Origin of the sequence: Hyunsoonleella flava, assembly GCF_004310325.1 — a bacterium.
Lineage (GTDB): Bacteria > Bacteroidota > Bacteroidia > Flavobacteriales > Flavobacteriaceae > Jejuia > Jejuia flava.
Map to the genome: position 1 here is coordinate 1 of NZ_SIRT01000018.1, position 24,410 is coordinate 24,410.

Genomic DNA, 24,410 nt, shown 5'->3' on the forward strand with positions numbered 1-24,410 from the left:
TTGATTGCTCGCATCTTTGCGGTTATACAAAGACAAACACCTTATGTGGATACATTAAGGTTCGTAGCTTAAATTTTAACAAATTTTTTTTGGTCGAATCATAGAATACGCAGTAATATCTGCTAGCTTTAGTATCTTATCCTAAATTTAGTTTTATCTAAACATTAACTAATACTAAAATCGCACTTAATATCTTTCGATCTGTTTAGTAGTTCCTCACTTTCGGGGGCAGTAGGGGTAGTTAATTTCGGTTATCCTCGCCCCACAACATTTTCTTGCGAAGTGTTTTTAAAAAGCTCTCGTCAAGTAAATCAATCATTTTAATTTTAAAGTCGGCTTTTTTAACTTTTATAATAGTGCCATTATCTAAAGTTGCAATTCTGGAGTCTAACGAAACCAAATGTTGCTCTTCACGACCATCAACTTTTAATTGAATTTCGGTTGAATCGGGAATCACCAGAGGTCTTGCACTTAAATTATGCGGAGCAATAGGTGTAAGTACAAAACTGTTGGCACCAGGTGTTATTACGGGGCCACCACAGCTTAGGGAATAGCCAGTTGAACCTGTTGGTGTTGATACAATTAGGCCATCACTCCAATATGAGGTAAGATATTGCCCGTCAAGAAGTGTCTCTACGGTAATCATGGAAGTGGTGTTCTTGCGGCTAACGGCTATCTCGTTTAAGGCAAAGTTTAAGTCCAAAATATCATCATTTTCAGGTGACGTTTCTATTGTAAGTAAGCTGCGTTCTGAAATTCTATACTTGCCGTCAATAATATTTTGTACTGCTTTTTCAATATCCTCTACCTGAATTGTTGCCAGAAACCCTAACCTTCCAGTATTAATGCCAACAATAGGGATGTCTAAATCCATCACAAAGGTTATGGCTCTTAAAATAGTGCCATCACCACCTATACTTACCAATAAATCGAATGATTCATCCAGGGATTTAAACGTTTCAAACGTACTATAAAAATCTCGTTTTGTTGAAACGGATTTTATGAGTTCCGAAAATTCAGATTCTATGTAGACTTCCACATCTTTTTGAGCAACATAGTTAAGGAGTGTGTCTACAGATATAAGTGTATACTTATTATTAAAGCGTCCAAAAACGGCTAACTTCATACATTAAATATTTAAATATTTTTTTAAATAGTCCGACCGTTCTTTTAAATTCTGTGTAAAACTATCTTCCTCGTGTCCTGATGCTATATTGTAGCTATAACGCCTGAATGTTTGAATAATATCATTAAGACTGGTATTTCCAATTTTTAAGGTAACCTGAACAATATCATTTTTCATTTTTGAAACAAACGCTCCGAGCAATTTACCGTTGTTGGACTCTACAATTTGGCTTATCTCGCTAAAAGAATAATCATTAATACCTTTTTCAACCACTAAAACACCTCCGGCTTCATTAAAAAATGGGGATTCGTTAAAAAGTCCTATCACATCATTAAGCTCATAATACCCCAGATAATCTCCTTTTTCATTCAAAACAGGCATAATGTTAGCCGAGTTTTGGGCGAAAGCTTCCAAGACGTCTAGCCACATGGTGCTTTCTCGCACATAAAAATCCTCCAAACTATATAGGTAGTCGCTCACCAATTTGTTGCCATCAAAACAATGCACATCAGTCTCAAAAAACGTACCTGCAAAAACACCGTTTTCATCCTGAATAGGGATATGTGAATAAGTAAGCTGGTTAAAAAATTCTTGCAACTCACTTATTTTACTGTTAGTTTTTACTGGTTTTATGTCGTTTATAATAAATTCTGAAAGTCTCATGTGTACTATTAATTACATTGCAAATTAATCAAAAAAAACCTACCTAAGCCTGTTCTAGTTTGTATTTTTGTACTTTAAAATTGAATAGATGACAAAGTTAAGTGTAAATATTAACAAGATTGCAACCTTGAGGAATTCCCGTGGTGGTGATGTGCCAAACGTAGTGCAGTTTGCCAAAGATGTACAGCGTTTTGGTGCCGAAGGGGTGACTATACACCCAAGACCAGACGAGCGCCACATACGTTACCAAGATGCAAGAGATCTAAAACCTGAGGTGTATACGGAGTATAATATTGAAGGTAATCCCATAAAATCATTTATGGATTTGGTATTGAGTGTAAAACCTACGCAAGTTACATTGGTGCCTGACGCTGAAGATGCCATAACAAGCAATGCAGGTTGGGATACTATAAAACACAAGGATTTTCTAATTGATGTAATTGCAGAGTTCCAAAAGAATGGGATTAGAACATCTATTTTTGTCGACCCGATTTTAAAACAAATTGAAGGTGCTAAAGCAACAGGAACTGATAGAATTGAACTGTACACTGAAAGTTTTGCACATCAATATAATTTGGGAAATAAAGACGGTATTTTACCTTATACTGAAAGTGCTATTTTGGCAAACGACTTAGGTTTAGGAATTAATGCAGGACATGATTTATCATTGGATAATATTCAATTTTTTAAAGAAAATATTCCAAATCTGTTGGAGGTTTCTATCGGGCATGCTTTAGTTGCAGAGAGTTTGTACTTAGGCGTTGAGAATGTAATTCAAATGTATTTGCATAAATTAAAATGAGGTTAAGTTTATGACAGAAGATAGAATTTTACATTCAAATATATTAGGGGAAGGACAACCGTTTGTGATTCTACATGGGTTTTTAGGCATGGGCGACAATTGGAAAACTCATGGTAAAAATCTTGCTGAGTTAGGATATGAAGTACATTTGGTAGATCAGCGCAATCACGGACATAGTTTTCATGATGATGCTTTTAGTTATGAAGTGTTAGCAGAAGATTTGAAACACTATTGCGAAGCAAAACACTTAGATAAAATTATTTTACTGGGGCATTCCATGGGTGGGAAAACAGCGATGTTGTTTGCAACGGAGTACCCAGAACTGGTTTCAAAATTAATAGTTGCTGATATTTCTCCAAGATTTTATCCTGTGCATCATGATGCGATTTTAAATGGGCTAGGCGCACTCGATTTTGATAGCATTAGAAGTAGAGGAGAAGCAGATAGGGCTCTAGTCAAATATGTACCCGATGTTGGTACACGCCAGTTTTTATTGAAAAACCTGTATTGGGTAGAGAAAGGACAATTAGGGCTTCGTATTAATCTGGAGATATTGCAAAATGAAGTTGCAGAAGTTGGTGAAGCGCTACCAAGTTATGCAAGATTTGAAAAAGACACCCTGTTTTTACGTGGCGATCGGTCAGAATATATTGGAGCAGATGATGAAAGGATTATAAAAAATCATTTTTCAAATGTTAAAATTACAACAATTCCCAATGCAGGACATTGGTTGCATGCTGAGAATCCAAAGGCGTTTTTTGATGAGCTTATGGGCTTTGTGAAATAATATTTACTTTTATTAAATAAAATAATCTGTAACAATGAAACTAATTATCAAACTTTTGCTAAATGCAGTAGCCGTTTTTATCTTAGCGCACTTACTTTCAGGTGTTAATGTAGATGGCTATGTAGGTGCACTTATCGTTGCCGTAGTATTGGCTATTCTTAACGTATTGGTAAAACCACTGTTAGTCATTTTTACACTGCCAGCCACCATTCTTACGTTAGGTCTTTTTCTATTAGTGATAAATGCCGTTATCATACTATTGGCGGACAAACTAATAGATGGTTTTGCAGTAGCTAATTTCTGGTGGGCGCTACTTTTCAGTATCCTATTGTCTATACTACAATCCATATTGCATTCACTTTTAAAAGAAGATAAAAAGTAGCTCTAAATCAAATAATTAAAAACTTTGTTGGGATGCAAAAATGTACTAATTTTGCATCCCAATTTTGATTTCGGGCCTATGCCCATTTGTTAATTGCCTAAACAGGCTTATATCATTACAATGAATATTACAAGAGAAAACTTAGATGCATTAAATGCGGTAGTAAAAGTAGATATCGCTAAAGAGGATTACAGCGATAAAGTAGAGAAAATTTTATCAGATTACCGTAAAACTGCCAACATTCCAGGATTTAGAAAAGGACACGTGCCAATGGGAATGGTAAAAAAGCAATACGGTAAAGCAGTATTAGTTGATGAAGTAAATAAGCTGTTGCAGGATGCGCTAAACAAATATCTTACTGAAGAAAAACTAGATGTTTTAGGGCAACCATTACCTAAGCCTCAAGACGAAATTGATTGGGATGCCGATGGTTTTAGTTTTGAGTTTGAATTAGGGTTGGCACCGGAATTTGACGTAAACTTAAAAAGCAAAAAAGCTATTACACACTATAATATTATTGCGGATGATAAGATGATTGACGAGCAAATTGAGCGTATTCAAAAGCAATATGGCAAGTTAGTGTCTCAAGATACCGTTGAAAAGGATAGTGAAATAACAGGATCGTACAAGAACGAAGAAAAGGAAATAGATAACACGGTTACTTTAACTTTAGATAAATTCAAAGGCAAAACAACAGCGAAGAAATTTGTTGGTGCTAAAGTGGGAGATGTTATTACTTTGAAAACAAAAGGGCTTTACGAAGATGATCACGATTTAATGCATGCCTTAAAAGTAGGTCATGATGAAGCTCATGGTTTGGATATTGAAGTGAACTTCACAATCACTGAAATTAACAAGCGTGAATTAGCAGATTTAGACCAAGAGTTATTTGATAAAATATTCCCTTCTAAAGAAGTAACTTCTGTTACCGAATTAAAGGAAAAGATTAAAGAGGACGCTGAAAAGCAATTCAAACAGCAATCTGACCAAAAATTATTGAATGATGTAACGGAATATTTGGTGGACAATACCAAATTTGAATTACCTGCTGAGTTTTTAACTAAATGGATGCAGACTTCAGGTGAAAAGGAAATGGATGAAGCGCAAGCCAAGGAAGAATATGAAAAGTCAGAAAAGAGTTTGCGTTATCAGTTAATTGAAGGTAAATTAATTGAAGACAATAACATTCAAGTTACCATAGAGGACATCAAAGGGCATGCTAAAGAAATGATCAAGGCGCAAATGGCACAGTTTGGACAGATGAACCCATCAGATGAAGAGCTTGAAGGTATTGCAGCTAGAGTGTTGGGAAATCAAGAAGAAGCACGTAGAATTTCAGAGCAATTAATAAGTCAAAAATTAATTGAACTTTATAAAGAAAAAGCAAACTTAAAGGTAAAGGAATTGAGTTACGAAAAGTTTGTTAAAGAAGTATACGGCGACAAATAAATCAAATAATAATTCATTATATTTATGCGCTTGAATCCATCGGATTCAAGCGCATTTTTAGTGAAACTCAATTTTGGGAAATCTCAAAATTTATCAAAATTGTAAGTTGAACTAATCCCGCTTTTTTTTGCGGGATATTTTTTAACATAACATCTTAATATTAAAAAGATATAGCTTATTATGGATTACGCTAAAGAATTCGAAAAATTTGCAATTAAAGATCAAGGTATCAGTAGCACGTATTACGACAAAATTGTAAGTAGTATGTACCCTACCAATCTTACCCCAAATATTATTGAAGAACGCCAAATGAATATTGCCATCTTTGATGTGTTTTCACGATTGATGATGGATAGAATCATATTTTTAGGTACGGGAATAAACGATCAAGTTGCAAATATTATTCAAGCCCAGTTATTGTTTTTAGAAAGTGTTGATGCTTCTAAAGACATACAAATTTACATTAACTCTCCAGGAGGTAGTGTGTATGCCGGTTTAGGTATTTATGACACGATGCAATTTATTAAGCCCGATGTAGCCACAATTTGTACAGGAATGGCCGCCTCAATGGGTGCGGTATTGTTGTGCGCTGGAGAAAAAGGAAAACGCAGTGGTTTAACCCACTCTAGAGTAATGATTCATCAGCCAATGGGCGGTGCTCAAGGGCAAGCCAGTGATATTGAGATCACGGCAAAGGAAATCTTAACCCTAAAAGAAGAGCTTTATAAAATTATTAGTAAGCATTCAGGTCAGGATTACGACAAAGTATATGAAGATAGTGACAGAGACTATTGGATGAAAGCCGATAAGGCGAAGGAATACGGCATGATAGACGAGATATTAGCTAGAAATTAAAAAAAATCGTACTTTTACAAGTCCTAATAGAATAAGTAAAGTAATTTGCTTCTCTCAAATTTAACTGATTAATGGCAAAAGAAGAATTAGAATGTTCGTTTTGTGGCAGAAAAAAGCCAGAAACAAACTTATTGATTGCAGGCTTGGATGCACATATTTGTGATAGGTGTATTGAGCAGGCACATGGTATTGTTGTTGAAGAATCAAAACAAAACGACACTAATGATTTATCTGCAGAATTAAAGCTAAGAAAACCACAGCAAATCAAGGCGTTTCTTGATGAATATATTATTGGTCAGGAAATGACAAAAAAGGTCATGTCTGTTGCTGTTTACAATCACTACAAGCGTTTATTGCAACCACCAACAAATGATGATATTGAAATCCAAAAGAGTAATATCATTATGGTTGGGCAAACTGGTACAGGTAAAACGTTGATGGCCAAAACGGTTGCCAGAATGTTAAATGTGCCTTTGGCGATTGTTGATGCCACCGTGTTGACTGAAGCAGGTTATGTTGGAGAGGATGTAGAAAGTATTTTAACACGTTTGCTTCAAGCTGCGGATTACAATTTAGAGAAAGCTGAAAAGGGTATTGTTTTTATTGACGAAATAGATAAAATTGCACGTAAAAGTGATAACCCATCTATTACCCGGGATGTTTCTGGTGAAGGTGTGCAACAAGCGTTATTAAAGTTACTTGAAGGAACTACAGTGAATGTTCCACCGAAAGGCGGAAGGAAGCATCCAGATCAAAAGTTTATCGAGGTGAATACCGAAAATATTTTATTTATCGCCGGTGGTGCTTTTGATGGTATAGAACGCGTTATTTCCAAGCGCCTAAATATGAAAGCGGTTGGTTATGCAGCTTCAATGTCTGATGAGGTTGTCGATCAGGATAACTTATTGCAGTACATTATTCCAAAGGATTTGAAAGATTTTGGCTTAATCCCCGAAATCATCGGAAGACTTCCAGTATTAACGTACATGGATCCTTTAGATGCGAAAACCTTGAGAGCGATATTAACTGAGCCAAAAAATGCCATTATCAAGCAATATAAGAAGTTGTTTGCGATGGATGATATTGAATTCACGATAACAGATGGTGCACTAGGTTTTATTGTAGACAAAGCGATTGAATATAAATTAGGAGCTAGAGGACTACGTTCGTTATGTGAAGAAATTTTAACCGATGCTATGTTTGAGTTACCAAGTAGTAATGACAAAAAATTGAATGTTACTAAAGTTTATGCAGAAGACAAGTTAACAAAAACCACACTTAAAAAACTCAAAGCCGTTTCTTAAGAAACAGATTTATAAATTAATATGAGCATTCTAAATTTTATTTAGGATGCTTTTTTATTTTTACAAAAAATGAACGTATGTGTAGGTTTTTGTTGAATTGGTTCAAATCGACACCCAAAATAAAAGATCAAGACCCCATGAAGAAATTTTTAATTGTTGGTTTAGGAAATATTGGTGAAAAATATGCTAAGACACGACATAATATTGGGTTTAAAATTTTGGATTTTTTTGCTAAAAAAGAAGATTTTTCTTTTGAAACACAAAAACTTGGAGACGTGGCTACCTATAAATTGAAAGGGCGTACTTTTATTTTTCTAAAACCTAGCACGTTTATGAACCTAAGCGGTAAAGCAGTAATCTATTGGTTAAAAAAGGAGAAAGTACCCTTAGAAAATCTGTTGATAGTTACTGATGACTTAAACTTACCTTTTGGAAGCATTCGGTTAAAAACCAAAGGAAGTGATGGAGGGCATAACGGATTAAAAGATATTCAGGAAAAACTGAATACTACCAAATACAACCGTTTTCGGTTTGGTATAAGTGATGCGTTTAGTAAAGGTAGACAAGTAGATTATGTGTTAGGAGAATGGAATGATGATGAAATAGAAAAACTTCCTCAACGTTTAGAAACGTCGGTAGAGCTTATAAAATCTTTTGCCTTGGCGGGTGTAAATACTACGATGAATAGCTTCAACGGGAAATAAGGAAAATTGCTTATTTCACTACAATTCTTCTTGTATCTGTACTGGTCTCATCTTGCAGGCGCAAAATATACATTCCTGATTGAATACTATCGAGTGTTACAGTCTCATCAAGTCTTGACGTTTCTTCGAATTGTTCTTCATACACCAATCTGCCCCTCACATCAAATAGTTCCATTTTAATGTTTTTATTAGCATGGGCAGCGTCAATTTTTATGGTAAACTCGCCATTATTAGGATTAGGAAATAGTTTAACATTTTTAAAGGAAAATTCGGTGATTTCCAACGCTGTATGAGTGGTTTGGCAAACCTCAATAAACCAAGAATTTAAGGTGCCAGTATCTCCTGGTTGAAAATCTCCTAATCTAATCGTCCAATCTCCGGCAGTACCTTCGCCATTAAAAATTTCTAGTAAATCATTTAAAGATTTTTGGTATAAGTTATTATCAGAATTGAAACAATTGAAAGCCACAGCGTCATCATCAAAAACAGCAATAATATCTTCTTCAGAATCACAATCACTTGAAGTTTTTAGTGTTACTGTTGTATTATTAGGACTCACAACTTCAATCCCTAAATCACCAATATAACTGTGGGTAATATTCATGCCAACGTTAATATCTGTTATAATTGCATCATCTGGTATATTAATCACATGACTTTGTGTAAAAGCCTCAGTATTATCATCAATATCAATACCTAAATTGGTTGAAGAATTATACTGCGTACATGTAGAGGTGACTTCAAAGTCAATAGCAAAATCTTCAGAATTAATGGCAAAGAAATTATTGTTGGTAGGTTCAATCATTAATCTACATTCAGGCGAAGGTGAGTTTGGAACAGTAAGCGAATAATTACCATTGTTAGGGATGTTGCTCACTATTTCATTATAAGTTTCGCCACCGTCAGTGGATAATAGAATATTTACGTTTGATGCTCCTGGTAAAGTATTGGTATTGTTTACATCCCAAGTAATGGTTTCAGTACTTCCGCTTGACCATGAAATACCAGTGGTACTTTGGGAAGTAATTTGAAACGGACCGAAGCTTGGGTCAAAAGTAACACGCATATCATCCTGATTATTATTGGCACCATTAGGTTTATTATCTCTCACAGTCAACCTAAAATCTGCAGTTCTACCCACATTAGGAACTTTTTCCCATTGGCTTGCATTTACTCCAAATGTTAAATCGGACAAGTTCGGAAAATATCTTGTGGGGCTTGTTGTGGGAGGAAAAGATCGTACCAAAACAGCATCGTCGCTGCCTAAATTTGGGTTAGGGTAGACGGTTGCGGCATTATTCTCGTCAATTTGCTCCCAGCAATATGTGATAATGTCCCCATCACTATCTCCACCTGTGCCAGTAAGCTTAAATGCAGTGCCAATAGGAAGCGTTACATCATTTCCTGCATCGGCAGTTGGAGTCGTGTTTCCTGTGTTGGTTTCAGTAGCGCAAGAGGTTGTTTTTATAAAATTTGTGACTTGCTCTATGGAAATTCCATGAAAGTAAGGATCACTGTTAAGCTGTATGTTGGCTGAAGCCGCAATACCAGCATAACCCATTACTGTTGTACCACTGCCGGGTTCTATTTGTACATTTGTACCCTCGTTACCGTCGTGTGTCCATGTATGATTTGCTCCAAATTGATGTCCAATTTCGTGTGCTACTAAATCGATATCAAAATTAAACCCGTCAGGTATATCATCAGAAGCATAAGCACTACCTTTAAGTCCAGTTGTGCAAACACATCCAATACATCCAGCGTTACCATCAAAACCTATAGCTGAAAGTAAGTGGCCAACATCATAATTGGCATCGCCAATTTCAGCATCTAAGGCGCCTTGTGCTTCCGTACCGTAATTGTTAAATCCAGAATAGGGATCGGTAGCCGCATCAAAATATATAACATTGTCATTGTTAGCAGCAAGTTGTAGAGAGACATTAAAATCGTTTTCAAAAACAGCATTTACATTAGTTAGTGTCGCCGCAAGTGATGCATTTACAAAAGGCAGGGTGCCACCATGAAAATCAGAATATTCTCCAGTAACTGAAATTGCTATCGTATACAGCCTGTTAATACTGTCATCTGCATCTTTCAAGCCATTACTCTTATTTGATGCTTCAAAAAAGCTATCTATAGTCCTACAGTTAAACCCTTCTTTTTTATCCAAACTAGATTTGGTAAGAACTGTAAATTGTGATGTATTTTTAGTATCAGGTTGAAAAACCTCCGCTTTCTCCTTACCTAAGACAATGCCGGTTAAGCCTTTGTATGGAGAGAGGCTAAACCTTAAATACCCTGTTGGGGAATCAATGCCATACCCAATATATGATCTAATTTCGGGGTATTTAGCTTGAAGCTCAGGATGCATCACTGATGCTTCAACTATTCTATACCTTTCTAAAGAGCCTTTTAAGTTTGGGAAATCAATTATAACATCTGATGCTTTAGACGTATTTTTATTAGAGGCTTTCTGTAATGCAGCACTCAATTTGTTATAGTCAAACTGATATGTTGAATGTGATTCTGAAGTAGTTTTTAATGCGCTTGCTTTTTGCTGATATTCTATTTTTACAAAAAAGTTATCTTGCGCAGAAGCTGAAAAAGCAATTAAAAATATGGTTGTTGCAAAAACATAATGTAGTTTTGTTTTCATAACTAAACAGGGGTCTTTTAAAAGCAAATCTAGCTTATTTTAGCGACATTAACAATTCCAAAACACCTATGGGTAAGGTATTGAAAATTGAAAAATATAAATCTTCAGCATCCACAATAGTAACCATTGGAACTTTTGACGGTGTTCACGTTGGACATCAAAAAATCATTAATCGTCTTATTGCTTTAGGTGAAAAGGAAGGTTTAAAATCTGTAATTCTTACATTTTTTCCTCATCCGAGAATGGTTTTGCAAAAGGATTCCAACATCAAACTCATTAACACAATTGATGAACGTAGTGAGATATTAGATTCATTAGGATTAGACTACCTGCTGATAAAAAAATTTACAAAGGACTTTTCACGATTATCGGCAGAAGAATTTGTAAAACAGGTTTTGGTAGATAGACTAAACGCTAAAAAAGTAATTATTGGTTATGATCACAGATTTGGTAGAAACAGGAATGCGGATATCAATGATTTGATAAAATACGGAGAGGCATTTGGGTTTGAAGTAGAAGAAATTTCAGCTAAAGATATTAATGACGTTGCCGTAAGTTCCACAAAAATTAGAAAAGCGCTTTCAGAAGGCAATATTCAAAAGGCAAATAGATATTTGGGCTATCCATTTATGCTGACAGGAACCGTTATAAAAGGAAAAGGTATTGGAAAGCAACTTGATTACCCTACTGCCAATATAGGCATAAATGAAGCTTATAAACTCATACCAAAACAAGGGTCTTATGTTGTAAAAACAACTATTGGTAAAGACACCGTTTTTGGTATGATGAACATAGGCATGAACCCTACGGTTAGTGGTGAAACAGAATCCATTGAAGTGCATTTTTTCAATTTTGATAGCACCATTTATGGCGAAAAAATTCAAATTGATGTATTGGAGCGCATTCGGGACGAACAAAAATTTGAATCGGTTCAAGCACTTAAAGATCAGCTTCAAAAGGATAAACTTTTTTCATTGAATTTTATCAATAACTTATAATGTTGAATAGTTGGTTATTCAAACATATCGATAATTCACAATTAGTAGTTTTTAGAGTTTTTTTTGGTCTACTTTGTTTCCTAGAATCTTTTGGGGCGATACTTACAGGTTGGGTAAAACGTGTTTTGGTTGAACCAAAATTCACATTTACATTCATAGGTTTTGAGTGGTTGCAGGTATTTCAAGGTGAAGGGATGTACGTGTATTACGCCATAATGGCTGTTTTTGGCTTGTTGATTATGGTGGGATACAAGTATCGCTTAAGCATAATAAGTTTCACGTTGCTTTGGGCAGGAAGTTACCTGATGCAAAAGTCGTCATACAACAATCATTATTATTTGTTGGTTTTAATTAGTGCCATAATGGTGTTTATGCCAGCGCATCGTGATATGTCTTTTGATGCCAAATTAAATCCATCATTAAAAACCAACGCAATGCCCAATTGGTGCCGTTTGGTGTTTATCCTGCAACTTTTTATTGTTTACACCTATGCTTCTGTCGCAAAACTCTACCCAGATTGGTTGGATGGAACCGTTATGGAAGTATTAATGAAAGGAAAACAAGGTTACTATCTTATTGGAGACATGTTACAGGAAAAATGGTTGCAAAACGTTTTAACTTGGGGAGGCATTTTCTTTGACGGATTAATAGTGCCTTTGTTGTTGTACAAACCAACAAGAAAATGGGCATTTATCATTTCAATAGGGTTCCATTTATTTAATTCGATAGTGTTTCAAATAGGTATTTTCCCTTATTTGGCTTTGGCTTTTTATCTGTTTTTCTTTCCGCCAAAAACCATTCGAAATATCTTTCTAAAAAAGAGAGTGTTTTATGATGAACGTGAAATAAAATATCCAAACTTTAAGAATGCTTACATTATTTTGTTTGCTATTTATTTTGTTTTTCAAATAGTATTGCCACTGCGCCATCATGGGTTTAAAGATTATGTGTTATGGACGGAGGAAGGGCATCGTTTGTCATGGCGCATGATGCTTAGAGCTAAATATGGGAGAACAGTATATACAATAAAAGATAAAGCTACTGGTGAGCGTTTAAGTATAAATATGAACGATTTCCTAACCAAAAAGCAGCAGAAAAGCACAAGTACAAAACCAGATGTAATTTGGCAGTTTTCAAAATACTTAAAAGACCATTTCAAATCTAAAGGAAAAGATGTAGAAGTTTATGTGGATTGTAGGGTAAGCGTAAATGGAAAGCCTTTAAAGCGGTTTATTAATCGCGACGTGGATGTTGCAAGCCAACCTTGGAAACCTCTAAAACATAGCGATTGGATTTTACCTTCAAAAACGGAATAAATACTACCTAAATCATTAAATTTGTCGCTTAAATTTTAAACCATGCTACAAGTTCCATTTATTCGAGATAATAAAGCAGCAGTTATACAACGTTTGGCAAAACGAGGTATAGATGCCAGTAAAATGATTGATGAGGTTATTGCTTTGGATGAAAAGCGTAGAAATATTCAAACCGAATTGGATAATACTTTAGCAGAGTCTAACACCATTTCTAAACAAATAGGAGGCTTATTCAAGTCGGGTAAGGTTGAAGAAGCAAATGTGTTAAAGGCGAAAACGGGAGAATTAAAAGAAACTTCAAAAGCCCTGACGGATCAATTGAATGAAACAACAGATAACCTACAGGAACTGTTGTTTCAAATCCCAAATGTGCCACACGAATCTGTGCCTGCTGGCAATTCTGAAGAAGATAATGAAGAGGTTTATAATTGGGGCGATATTCCAACACTTCACGAAGGTGCATTGCCGCATTGGGAGCTTGCAAAAAAATATGATATCATAGATTTTGAGCTTGGTAATAAAATTACAGGAGCAGGGTTTCCTGTTTATAAAGGAAAAGGTGCAAAGCTACAACGTGCGTTAATCACTTATTTTTTAGATAAGAATGCTGAGGCTGGATATACGGAATACCAATTGCCATTATTGGTGAATGAAGCCTCTGGTATTGGTACTGGGCAATTGCCTGACAAAGAGGGGCAAATGTATCACGTAACTGAAGATAACCTGTATTTAATTCCTACGGCTGAAGTCCCAGGAACTAATATTTTTAGGGATACAGTGTTGAATGAGAGTGATTTACCAATAGGGATTACTGGATATACCCCTTGTTTTCGAAGAGAAGCTGGAAGTTATGGTGCCCACGTTAGAGGTTTAAACAGGTTACATCAATTTGATAAGGTAGAAATCATAAGAGTAGAGCATCCATCAAAATCCTATGATGCTTTGGATGGAATGGTAAACCACGTAAAAACTGTTTTGGAAGAATTAAAGTTGCCCTACAGGATTTTAAAACTGTGCGGAGGCGACACGTCTTTTGCATCTGCTTTGACATACGATTTTGAAGTGTTTTCAACTGCGCAAAATAGATGGTTGGAAGTCTCTTCTGTTTCAAATTTTGAAACCTTTCAAGCCAATCGCTTAAAACTACGATTCAAGAATGCTAATGGGAAGAATGAGTTGGCGCACACCTTAAATGGCAGTGCTTTGGCATTACCAAGAATTCTTGCAGGTATTTTAGAGAATTATCAAACTGTGGATGGTATAGAAATTCCAGAAGTGTTGCGTGCCTATACAGGGTTCGCTAAAATTTAGTCTTTTTCTTTCAAAATTACATGTAAAAATCGATTAAATGCATTTTAGACATGTTGATTAACGATTTTTTATAAGTTTGCTTGGTGATTTCCAATATATTTTAGAATATAGCTAGACCAAATCTATCAACCTACTTAACCATGAAGAATGTACTACGTATTATTCTGCTTTTAGCACTCATATTTATCGGGAGTAAAGTTTTGTTTTCAGATTTTAGTTTAGAAAAATCTGAAGATAAAACCTTGGCAGTTGTGAAAAAATAAGTTGTTTTAAACATACAAAGACTGTCCCCAATCGAGTGATGCTATCGTTTTTATTTTCGGTAGTTTAGTTAATAGAACTTTATTTTGGTTGGTTATGCCCGAATGCAATATTCGGGCATTTTTGGTGTTCTTCAAGTTAGAAAAGGTATTGTGTTCAATTTATCTTCATTATATTTACTCAATGAGATTGCTATTGTTTTTATTCCTATTTATTCCAGCGCTTCTGGTGGCGCAGGATGATTTATTTGCTAAGGAATACTACAAAAATGGTGATTTTGAAAAGGCATTGGTAGAATACAAGAAGCTTTATTCAAAATCAAAGTCAAACATAAGCTATATCAAGCAGATTATTGATATCCATCAACAATTGGAACAATATCAAGAGGCTGAAGATTTTTTGACAACAATAATAGGGAGAACCAAATATCCCGCATTTTATGTAACGCTCGGGTATAACTATCAATTACAAAATAAACCAGAAAAGGCTAATGAAAACTACACGATAGCCATAAATAGTTTACTGGTAAACCCCAATAACGCCTATTCTGTCGCTAGGACGTTTCAAGATTATGCATTGCTAGATCAGGCGGCAACCACTTATGAAAAAGCCATGGAGCTTAATCCAAAATTGAATTTAAAATTGCCTTTGGCTCAAATTTATGGTGAAAAGGGAGACATTGAAAAAATGATGTTGAATTATATAGATTTTGCAGAGAAAAACCCCATTTCGTTAGGCAACGTAAAGCGAGCGCTTAATAGTTTCATAAGTGATGATGGCAGCAATGAGAGCAACATCATTTTACGAAAATTACTAATCAAGAAAATTCAGCAAGAACCCAATGTGCTATGGAATGAACTCCTAAGTTGGTTGTTCATTCAGCAAAAAGAGTTTAATAAGGCATTTGCCCAAGAAAGGGCCATAAATGCAAGAGTCCAGGAAGGACTAGAACGCATCATGAATTTAGGCAAAACTGCCGAAAGAGATAAAGCTTATGAAACTGCAAAAACTATATTTAACTATGTAATTGAAAATGCTCAGGATAGCGATACAAAATTAGTGGCGTTTTATGATTTACTTCAAATCGAAACAAAAGAAGCTGATAAAGATTCCTTTAAAGAACTTGAAAATAAATACATAGAACTTTTTGACACCTATGGTACTTTCGCACAAACATTAGATTTACAAATAGCTTACGCTCATTTTTTAGCCTTTTATATGAATAAAACAAAAGAGGCAACTGTGTTTTTGGAAAATGCATTAGAGTTACCGTTGAATGAAATTGAAAAGGCCCAAATTAAATTAGAACTGGGTGATATTTTGGTGTTAAAAGAGGAGTTCAATAAAGCTTTGATCTACTATACACAGATTCAAAGAAATTTAAAGAATAGCGAAGTATCACAAATGGCACGATTTAAAGTTGCCAAGGCAAGTTATTATAAAGGCGATTTTAAATGGGCAGAATCTCAACTTAAGATTTTAAAATCTTCAACATCACAATTAATTGCCAATGATGCTTTAGATTTAAAATTATTGATAACCGACAATAAGTACGAAGACTCTCTTCAAACGGCCTTAAAGCGTTATGCGAAAGCAGATTTGTTGGCTTTTCAAAATAGAAATGATGAAGCTATTATGTTACTGAGTAAGGTGCTCGAAGAACATAAAACCGAACCTATAATACCCCAAGCGCTATATAAGCAAGGTCAGCTTTTTGAAATTAAAAAACAATTTGAAAAGGCTGCAAATAATTACCAACAAATAATCGATAACTTCAGAGATGGTATTTTAATAGACAACGCTATTTACAGTTCGGCAGAGTTATATTTATACCATTTGGATGCCCCAGAAAAAGCTAAAGGATTATACAAAGAATTGATTTTCAACCATGCAGATAGCATTTATTTTATTGAGGCGCGCAAGCAATTTAGAAAACTTCGCGGAGATGCTATCAACTAACTTTTAAAGTTTACTAATGGGTTTTGATGCATATGAAACAATAGGTTTTGCCGCAGCGGTACTTACAACAATTGCATTTTTGCCTCAAGTATATAAAACATGGAAAACTAAAGATGTTTCTAGTTTGTCACTACCCATGTTAATTTTATTTTTTATCGGTATAGTGTTATGGCTTATCTATGGGTTCTTAAAACATAGTCCTTCTATGATTTTTGCAAATTCTATCACTGTATTGTCTGCAATATTATTGCTGTATTTCAAACTGAAATATGGCAAAAAGTAAACCTAACATGGTTCGATCGTTAATAACGAATAATACAACGAAAACTCTGTTAAGCTGAAATGTTTTATGTAATTCCTAGCATATTGTTAAAATCGATATTGAAAATTCAAAAAAAATAACAATTCTCTGTTTATTTTCAATTCAATATCTTAATATTGTACTCGTATTTCGTTTCTTAACCATAATTGTAATTTAACTTAAAAATTGAAAGATGAAAATTGGTGTTCCTATTGAAATTAAAAACAACGAAAACCGCGTTGGAATGACGCCTTCTGGTGTTTTCGAATTAACAAAAAGAAATCACACTGTATACATTCAAAAAGACGCTGGCCATAACAGTGGCTTCTTAGATGAAGACTACATTAAGGCAGGTGCAACCATTCTTGACACTATCGAGGAGATTTATGATATCGCAGATATGATAGTGAAGGTAAAAGAGCCTATTGAGCCAGAATATAGTTTAATAAAGGAAGATCAGGTTGTGTTTACCTATTTTCATTTTGCATCTAGCGAAGTGTTAACCCAGGCTATGATTGAGAGTAAGGCTGTATGTATCGCATACGAAACTGTGGAGGACAAAGACGGGTCTTTACCATTATTAATCCCCATGTCTGAAGTTGCGGGTCGTATGTCAGTCCAACAAGGTGCTAAATATCTGGAAAAACCAATTCAAGGTAGAGGTATTTTATTGGGAGGTATACCGGGTGTACCACCTGCAAAAGTATTGATTTTAGGAGCTGGTGTTGTGGGGGTTCAAGCAGCAAGAATGGCTTCAGGATTGGGGGCAAATGTATTTATTTTAGATATCAATATGAAAGCGTTGCGCCATGTAAGTGAAACTATGCCAAATAATGTGATTAGCGAGTTTTCAAGTGAATATAACATTAGAAAGCATATCAAGGATTCTGATTTGATTATTGGTGGTGTATTGATTAAAGGAGCAAAAGCACCTAAATTGATTACAAAAGATATGCTAAAAGATATGCGTCATGGAGCAGTAATGGTGGATGTTGCAGTAGATCAGGGTGGTTGTTTTGAAACTACTAAACCTACAACGCATCAAGACCCTACTTATATCATTGACGAAGTAGTACATTATTGTGTGGCCAATATGCCTGGAGCTGTACCATATACTTCTACTATGGGGCTAACTAATGTTACATTGCCTTATGTTATTAAACTGGCTGATATGGGATGGAAAAAGGCATGCAAGAAAAACAAATCTCTTGCAAAGGGACTCAACATCGTTAATGGTAAAATAGTATATAAAGAAATTGCCGAGGCTTTTGATTTAGAATTTGAAACTGTGTAAGCAAGTGAATCTGACAAAATTTCATGGGTTAGAATTGGCGTAATTATTGCTATATTTATTGTAAATTAAAAAATGAAATTATGTTTGGATATTATATATTAATTGGTGCAGTAATGCTCGCTAGTTGGGCGGTAAGTAATACTTTAAAGCGAAAGTTCGCAAAGTATTCAAAAGTGCACTTGAGAAATGGAATGAGTGGTGCTGAGGTAGCTCAAAAAATGTTGTCAGACCATGGTATTTATGACGTTGAAATTATCTCCACACCCGGAAAGTTAACAGACCATTACAACCCAAAGAATAAAACGGTTAATTTAAGTGAAGCGGTCTATAATCAGCGTAATGCTGCTGCTGCTGCAGTTGCGGCTCATGAAGTTGGTCATGCGGTACAGCACGCGCAAGCTTACAGTTGGTTGCAAATGCGTTCTACTTTAGTCCCTGTGGTTAGCGTAACTTCTGGCATGTCGCAATGGTTGATTATTGGTGGATTAATTTTAGGCGGTGCCGCTGGCTTAGGTTTAGGTTGGTGGGTTGCGGTAGCTGGTTTAGTAATGATGGGAGCTGCGACATTGTTCAGCTTCATTACCTTGCCAGTAGAGTACGATGCCAGTAATAGAGCATTAGCTTGGTTGAAGAATAAAAATGTGGTTACTCCAGATGAATACAAAGGATCTGAAGACGCTTTAAAGTGGGCTGCCAGAACGTATTTGGTAGCTGCTATTGGTGCATTAGCAAATCTATTATACTGGGCATTTCAAGTGTTTGGAAGAGATTAAGACAAAACATTATAACTACAAAAGCTCTGAAGTCATTTCAGGGCTTTTTTGTTTATTTACATTTTTAATTGCGTAATGATAAATTCAAACCCTAAAGCATATTATAAAGAACATCTTGAAAGCTACGAGCTAAAATCAAAAGCACTATATAAGCGAATGACAACATTAAGCATTTTGCGTGTATTGGTGTTTTTAGTAGTCGCTTTCGGAATTTATTTTTATTTCAATTTTTGGCAAGTAGCAGTATTACTAGCTGCTATCGGTATTGGTCTTTTTGTGTATTTACTTTCAAAACATAGCGATGTAAAGCATCAAAAGGCCTTTTATGATGCTTTAATTAAAATAAATCAAGATGAGCTTGCCATAGCTTCAGGAAATTTTCACAATAGAGATCAAGGATTGGAATTTCAAGATCCTAAGCATTTTTACAGTCTGGATATTGATTTATTCGGTCGTGGTTCCTTCTTTCAATTTATTAATCGAACACATATTAATGAAGGGAAAAAGCAATTAGCTGATGCTTTAAAAGCAAATGAAACTAAGGATGTAAAGCTTCGGCAGGAAGCTATTAAAGAATTGGCTTCTAAACCAAAATGGCGACAGTTTTATGGAGCTAATGCAAGATTGGTTACTGTAGAAACTCCTGCAACAGCGATTGTCAATTGGTTGGGAACTTACAAATCGTTTTTGCCAAATCTCATGCAATGGTTGCCATTGGCATTTAGTTTATGTTCCATAGCTATTTTTATAGGTATCATTTCAGACGTTATTGCTAACCAAAGTGTTTTACTGTATTGGTTGTTTTTAGGTTTGGGGCTCACGGGAATATACGTCAAGAAAATCAACCAGCTTTCTTCCAATGCTGATAAAGTAAAGGATACATTTCGTCAGTATGCTGTATTATTGGATATGATTGAAAACGAAACGTTTCAGTCGGAATTGTTGAAACAAAAGCAACATCAAATTCAAACGGAAAAAGATAAGGCCTCATTAATTTTTAAAAAGCTATCAAGATCCTTAGATGCATTGGATAATAGGAATAATATTATAGGAGCCATTTTTGGAAACGGTTTCTTCTTAACCGATATAAAAAATAGTTACAGAATTGAGCAATGGATTGAGCAATACAATACCAAGGTTTCTGATTGGTTCGAGGTTGTATCGTTCTTTGATGCCTACAACAGTTTAGGCAATTTCTCATTCAACCACCCCGAATATGTATTTCCATTAATTAGTAAAGATGAACATATTATTAAAGCAGAAGGTCTTGGGCATCCACTTTTAAATAAAGATAAAAGGGTGGATAGTGATGTAGTTATTGATAAAGAGCAATTTTTTATTGTTACGGGTGCAAATATGGCTGGGAAAAGTACGTTTTTAAGAACTATTTCGCTGCATATAGTAATGGCTAATGTAGGTTTGCCTGTGTGTGCTAAGTCAAGTGTTTACAGTCCAATAAAACTAATTACCAGTATGCGTACATCAGATTCCTTAACTGATGATAGTTCGTATTTCTTTTCAGAGTTAACACGATTAAAATTTATAGTTGATACAATAAAAGAAACACCATACTTTATTGTGTTGGATGAAATCCTGAAAGGTACAAACAGTACTGACAAAGCTATCGGTTCTAAAAAGTTTGTTGAAAAACTTGTGGCATCCAATGCTACGGGGATTATAGCAACCCACGATTTGAGTTTATGTGACATTGAAAAAGAACTAGAGGACGTTAAAAACTACTATTTTGATGCAGAAATCGTCAATGATGAACTGTTTTTTGATTATACATTGAAAGAAGGTGTTTGCAAGAACATGAATGCAAGTTTCCTTTTGAAGAAAATGGAAATAGTTTGATGTTAAATTTATAAATACAAAAATTATGAAATTGAAATATATAATTCTAGTAATTTGGATAGCTAGTATTACCTCATGCGGAAGTAGTGAACGTGTAATTACTGATAGTGGGGAGGTATACAAAGTAAAAGGGAATAAATTTTATAAAGAAGGTAAAGATGTTACTGCTGAACTTTCAGACTCAAGAAAGGAGTATATTAATGCTGTTTTAGAGCGCAGGCTTAAAGCCGAAAAGGAAGCTGAAGAACAGGAAGAGCGCATTAAAGGCGAGTTAGAAAAACTTCAAGAAAGGGAGAAAGCACTTAAGCAAAAGCAAAAACAGATTGAAGAAAAGACCGAAAAGCGTGAAGAGGCAAGGAAAGAATTTTTCAAGATTAAAGAGGATTTAGAAAGCTTAAAGAAAGAGTATAGTACAATTAAGGAAAAAGGGGAACTATCACCTAAAGCAAAGAAAAAGTGGGAAAAACGCTTGAACAAACTAGAACTGAAATTGAAAAAAGCAGAACTTAAAATCAACAATTAATAGTGAATTCAACAAAGTGACTTTTTAGTAAAAATAGCGTCTAAATGACAAAGTATGTAAACCATGAAAAATATAGTTAGATTCTTATTATTGATAGTATTTGTAACGATAGGAATGTCATTGTCCGCACAAGAAATAAAAGTTAACGACAAGGTATATGAAGTTAAAAAGGGACTTATTTTCCAAGAAGGTGTGGATATTACCAATACTTTGAGCGTGGAAGAAAAAGCAAAAATTTTAGCTGAATTTGAAAAGAAACAACAAAACATAGCGGAAGCTGAAGCAACACAAAAGCGAATAGAAAAGGCAGAGAAAGAGCAGAAAAAAGCTGAAAAGGAACAAAGAAAAGCTGAAAAAAAGCGAAAAAAGGCTGAAAAAGCATTAAGACAAAAAGAGAAAGCTCAATCTAATTATGACAAGGCCACCAAGAAATTTAAGGATGCCCAAAAGAAGTATGAGAAGCTAAAAAGCAAAGGCAAATTATCACCTCAGGATGAAAAAAAGTGGTTAGAAAAAATAGAGAAATTAAATGCCAACGTTGCTAAGACAAAACAGAAGCTAAAGTAAATATAGAAACTAGATTTATCTGTAAATCTGGTTTGATTACTTCAAATTATATAATATCTTAAGAGTTCAAAAAAACTAAGTGTTTGGACTCTTTTTTTTATGATATAACAATTGTTGGCGGTGGTATTGTTGGTGCTGCTACGGCCTATAAAATTCAACAGAAATACCCTCGTTTAAAACTGGTTCTTATCGAGAAAGAGGAGAGTTTAGCTGCACACCAAACAGGCAATAACTCAGGGGTGATACATTCAGGGTTATACTATAAACCAGGATCGCTTAAAGCTAAATTATGCTCAGACGGAAGAAAACAATTGGTGTCTTTCGCTAAACAGTATAATGTGGCTCATGAGGTATGCGGAAAAGTTGTGGCTGCAACTGATAAAAGTGAACTACCTTATTTGGATAAGATTTTCAATAACGGACTTCAAAATAAAATAGAAGATATTGAGAAAATTAACTCAGATCAGGTTAAAGATATAGAGCCTTATGTGAAAAGTATTGGAGGTATTTGGGTGCCATGTACGGGTATCATTGACTTTAAATCCGCTACGGAGACCATGGCGAATTTGGTTTTAGGGATACAGCCCAAGAGTAAAATTGTGCTAGGAGCAGAAGCTATGAATTGGAACCATTCGTCTGAGACTTCAGTTTTAGTAACTTCAAAGCAAAAGTATAATACTAAATATGTTATTTTCTGTGGTGGTTTACAAGCGGACAGGTTAGCAAAAAAAGATAACATAAATCTTAAACAACGGGTGGTTGGTTTTAGGGGAGATTATTACAATCTTACTGAAGGCGCAAAAGAAAAAGTAAAAAATCTTATATATCCAGTACCAAATCCAGCGTTTCCATTTCTTGGGGTTCATTTTACAAGGATGATAAATGGCGATGTGGAGTGTGGGCCAAATGCAGTATTAACATTTAAACGCGAGGGTTACGGTAAAACCGATTTTAATTTGAAGGATACTGTTGATGCTTTAACTTACTCAGGAATATGGAATTTGCTTAAAAATAATACCAAGTTTGCGGTGAATGAATATCGTCGTGCATTTTCAAAAACTATGTTTTTAAAGACATTGCAGCGTTTGATACCGTCATTAACTGCTGAAGACATAGTCCCTGGAAGGTCAGGGGTAAGAGCAATGTTGCTTAAAGAGAATGGAGAGATGCAAGAAGATTTTGAGATCGCCTACCAAAACAAAAGTATTCATGTGTTAAATGCGCCTTCACCAGCAGCTACAGCGTGTTTAGCAATCGGAGATAAAATTTGCGACATGGCAATTGCACATTTTGATTTATGAGGTGTTTTAAGATGGTAAAGATTGTTTATAAGTTCTTATCTTTAAAGGATGCAACATGCTTCTAAAATTCCCAACGTAGGTACTACCATTTTTACTGTTATGAGTGCTTTGGCAACAAAGCATAGTGCCATAAATTTATCCCAAGGTTTCCCAGATTTTGATAGCGATCAAGAACTTATCGATTTGGTTAGTAAAGCCATGAATTCTGGATATAACCATTACGCACCAATGCAGGGGAATTTAGAATTAAGAGAAGCTATTGCTGAAAAAACAGCTACACTTTATAACGCAAGTTATCATCCAGAATCAGAAATTACAGTAACTGCTGGAGCTACTCAGGCTATTGCCACCATTATAACAACTTTTATAGGTAAGGAGGACGAGGTTATAGTATTTCAACCAGCTTATGATAGCTATCAACCAATGGTGGAGCTTAATGGAGGTAAAGTGGTTCCCATTCAAATGAAGGCATCCAAGAATTTTAAAGTTGATTGGCAAGAAGTGAAAGAGAGCGTTAATCATAAAACCAAAATGATTATCATTAATTCACCTCACAATCCAACGGGCTCAGTCTTTTCTGGTGAAGATTTAGTTAGATTACAGGAAATTACTAGAAATACGAATATCATTGTTTTAAGTGATGAGGTATATGAGCATATGGTTTTTGATAGCGAGAAGCATCAAAGTGTATGTATGTATCCGGATTTAAAAATAAGGAGTTTTGTGGTGGCATCATTTTGTAAAACCTTTCATAATACTGGTTGGCGAATAGGGTATTGTTGTGCTCCAAATGAACTTATGAAAGCGTTTTTAAAAGTACATCAGTTTAGTGTGTTTTGCGTACATCATCCTACACAAAAAGGAATTGCAGACTATATGAAAAACCCTCAGCATTATCTGAGTTTGCCTGAGGTTTATCAGAGGAAAAGAGACTTGTTTTTAGATTTAATAAAAGATTCAAGATTCAAATTTACACCTGCTAAAGGTACCTATTTTCAATTACTGGATTATTCCGAAATTAGTGATGCATATGATGTTGATTTAGCAAAACGATGGACTATTGAGCAAAAAATAGCCTCTATTCCATTATCTGTTTTTAATTCTAATGGCTCTGATGAAAAGCTGTTGCGATTTTGTTTTGCTAAAAAAGAGGATACTTTAAAACAAGCTGCGGATATTTTAAACTCTATTTAAATATAATATCTGACAGATAAAAAACAATAC

Annotated in this window: 23 protein-coding genes; 20 read left to right on the plus strand and 3 right to left on the minus strand. The window is 35.0% G+C overall.

All coding sequences use genetic code 11. The annotated features are described in order from the left end of the window. Positions 1-241 precede the first annotated feature (241 nt). Together EYD45_RS15750 and EYD45_RS15755 are read right to left on the minus strand one after the other, a co-directional pair. Positions 242-1,126, minus strand: coding sequence for an NAD kinase (locus EYD45_RS15750; protein WP_130965598.1), 885 nt, complete (start codon positions 1,124-1,126; stop codon positions 242-244). Between the two features lie 3 nt (positions 1,127-1,129). Beyond that, on the minus strand, positions 1,130-1,789 hold the full coding sequence (locus tag EYD45_RS15755; RefSeq protein ID WP_130965600.1) for a CBS domain-containing protein: 660 nt from the start codon (positions 1,787-1,789) through the stop codon (positions 1,130-1,132). 88 nt (positions 1,790-1,877) lie between these two features. Between EYD45_RS15755 and EYD45_RS15760 the strand changes: the two genes are divergently transcribed. The 7 genes from EYD45_RS15760 to pth all read left to right on the plus strand — a co-directional run bounded on the left by EYD45_RS15760 (position 1,878) and on the right by pth (position 8,072). Further along, the gene (locus EYD45_RS15760) at positions 1,878-2,591 is read left to right on the plus strand and encodes a pyridoxine 5'-phosphate synthase (protein ID WP_130965602.1); all 714 of its coding nucleotides are present in this window, start codon (positions 1,878-1,880) and stop codon (positions 2,589-2,591) included. 10 nt (positions 2,592-2,601) lie between these two features. Continuing rightward, positions 2,602-3,378, plus strand: a complete 777-nt coding sequence (locus tag EYD45_RS15765) for an alpha/beta fold hydrolase (protein WP_130965604.1) — start codon at positions 2,602-2,604, stop codon at positions 3,376-3,378. A gap of 34 nt (positions 3,379-3,412) precedes the next feature. After that, positions 3,413-3,760 carry a phage holin family protein gene (locus EYD45_RS15770; RefSeq protein ID WP_130965606.1) on the plus strand — a complete coding sequence of 116 codons (348 nt, stop codon included), beginning with the start codon at positions 3,413-3,415 and terminating at the stop codon, positions 3,758-3,760. 120 nt (positions 3,761-3,880) lie between these two features. Continuing rightward, positions 3,881-5,209 (plus strand): trigger factor, encoded by a 1,329-nt coding sequence (tig, locus tag EYD45_RS15775; protein WP_130965608.1) that lies wholly within the window; start codon positions 3,881-3,883, stop codon positions 5,207-5,209. 180 nt (positions 5,210-5,389) lie between these two features. Next, entirely contained in the window at positions 5,390-6,064 is a 675-nt protein-coding gene (clpP, locus tag EYD45_RS15780; protein ID WP_130965609.1) for an ATP-dependent Clp endopeptidase proteolytic subunit ClpP, read from the plus strand. A 71-nt stretch (positions 6,065-6,135) separates the two neighbouring features. After that, the gene (gene clpX, locus EYD45_RS15785) at positions 6,136-7,368 is read left to right on the plus strand and encodes an ATP-dependent Clp protease ATP-binding subunit ClpX (protein ID WP_130965611.1); all 1,233 of its coding nucleotides are present in this window, start codon (positions 6,136-6,138) and stop codon (positions 7,366-7,368) included. Between the two features lie 77 nt (positions 7,369-7,445). Beyond that, the gene (pth, locus tag EYD45_RS15790) at positions 7,446-8,072 is read left to right on the plus strand and encodes an aminoacyl-tRNA hydrolase (protein ID WP_130965613.1); all 627 of its coding nucleotides are present in this window, start codon (positions 7,446-7,448) and stop codon (positions 8,070-8,072) included. A 10-nt stretch (positions 8,073-8,082) separates the two neighbouring features. On the opposite strand, the gene EYD45_RS15795 is transcribed toward pth, so the two are convergent. Further along, positions 8,083-10,728: a reprolysin-like metallopeptidase gene (locus EYD45_RS15795; protein ID WP_130965615.1), complete on the minus strand. Its 2,646-nt coding sequence runs from the start codon at positions 10,726-10,728 to the stop codon at positions 8,083-8,085. A 68-nt stretch (positions 10,729-10,796) separates the two neighbouring features. Between EYD45_RS15795 and EYD45_RS15800 the strand changes: the two genes are divergently transcribed. The 13 genes from EYD45_RS15800 to EYD45_RS15855 all read left to right on the plus strand — a co-directional run bounded on the left by EYD45_RS15800 (position 10,797) and on the right by EYD45_RS15855 (position 24,380). After that, positions 10,797-11,726 carry a bifunctional riboflavin kinase/FAD synthetase gene (locus tag EYD45_RS15800; RefSeq protein WP_130965617.1) on the plus strand — a complete coding sequence of 310 codons (930 nt, stop codon included), beginning with the start codon at positions 10,797-10,799 and terminating at the stop codon, positions 11,724-11,726. After that, a complete protein-coding gene (locus EYD45_RS15805; RefSeq protein ID WP_130965619.1) occupies positions 11,726-13,042 on the plus strand; it encodes an HTTM domain-containing protein in 1,317 nt (438 codons plus the stop codon). The genes EYD45_RS15800 and EYD45_RS15805 overlap by 1 nt, the downstream gene beginning before the upstream one ends. Before the next feature lie 42 nt (positions 13,043-13,084). Further along, positions 13,085-14,353, plus strand: coding sequence for a serine--tRNA ligase (serS, locus tag EYD45_RS15810; RefSeq protein WP_130965621.1), 1,269 nt, complete (start codon positions 13,085-13,087; stop codon positions 14,351-14,353). Positions 14,354-14,493: 140 nt separating this feature from the next. Next, positions 14,494-14,616: a hypothetical protein gene (locus tag EYD45_RS17030; protein WP_262708621.1), complete on the plus strand. Its 123-nt coding sequence runs from the start codon at positions 14,494-14,496 to the stop codon at positions 14,614-14,616. A 181-nt stretch (positions 14,617-14,797) separates the two neighbouring features. Beyond that, positions 14,798-16,573: a tetratricopeptide repeat protein gene (locus EYD45_RS15815; RefSeq protein WP_130965623.1), complete on the plus strand. Its 1,776-nt coding sequence runs from the start codon at positions 14,798-14,800 to the stop codon at positions 16,571-16,573. A gap of 16 nt (positions 16,574-16,589) precedes the next feature. Next, positions 16,590-16,856, plus strand: coding sequence for a SemiSWEET family sugar transporter (locus EYD45_RS15820; RefSeq protein ID WP_130965625.1), 267 nt, complete (start codon positions 16,590-16,592; stop codon positions 16,854-16,856). A 211-nt stretch (positions 16,857-17,067) separates the two neighbouring features. Continuing rightward, the gene (gene ald, locus EYD45_RS15825) at positions 17,068-18,168 is read left to right on the plus strand and encodes an alanine dehydrogenase (protein ID WP_130965627.1); all 1,101 of its coding nucleotides are present in this window, start codon (positions 17,068-17,070) and stop codon (positions 18,166-18,168) included. 80 nt (positions 18,169-18,248) lie between these two features. Beyond that, positions 18,249-18,941, plus strand: coding sequence for a zinc metallopeptidase (locus EYD45_RS15830; RefSeq protein ID WP_130965629.1), 693 nt, complete (start codon positions 18,249-18,251; stop codon positions 18,939-18,941). A gap of 75 nt (positions 18,942-19,016) precedes the next feature. After that, on the plus strand, positions 19,017-20,795 hold the full coding sequence (locus EYD45_RS15835; protein ID WP_130965631.1) for a MutS-related protein: 1,779 nt from the start codon (positions 19,017-19,019) through the stop codon (positions 20,793-20,795). 25 nt (positions 20,796-20,820) lie between these two features. Continuing rightward, positions 20,821-21,318 carry a hypothetical protein gene (locus tag EYD45_RS15840; protein WP_130965633.1) on the plus strand — a complete coding sequence of 166 codons (498 nt, stop codon included), beginning with the start codon at positions 20,821-20,823 and terminating at the stop codon, positions 21,316-21,318. A 63-nt stretch (positions 21,319-21,381) separates the two neighbouring features. Further along, positions 21,382-21,885: a BAR domain-containing protein gene (locus EYD45_RS15845; protein WP_130965635.1), complete on the plus strand. Its 504-nt coding sequence runs from the start codon at positions 21,382-21,384 to the stop codon at positions 21,883-21,885. An 83-nt stretch (positions 21,886-21,968) separates the two neighbouring features. After that, a complete protein-coding gene (lhgO, locus tag EYD45_RS15850; RefSeq protein ID WP_130965637.1) occupies positions 21,969-23,186 on the plus strand; it encodes an L-2-hydroxyglutarate oxidase in 1,218 nt (405 codons plus the stop codon). Between the two features lie 48 nt (positions 23,187-23,234). Continuing rightward, on the plus strand, positions 23,235-24,380 hold the full coding sequence (locus tag EYD45_RS15855) for a methionine aminotransferase (protein ID WP_130965639.1): 1,146 nt from the start codon (positions 23,235-23,237) through the stop codon (positions 24,378-24,380). The last annotated feature ends 30 nt before the right edge of the window (positions 24,381-24,410 follow it).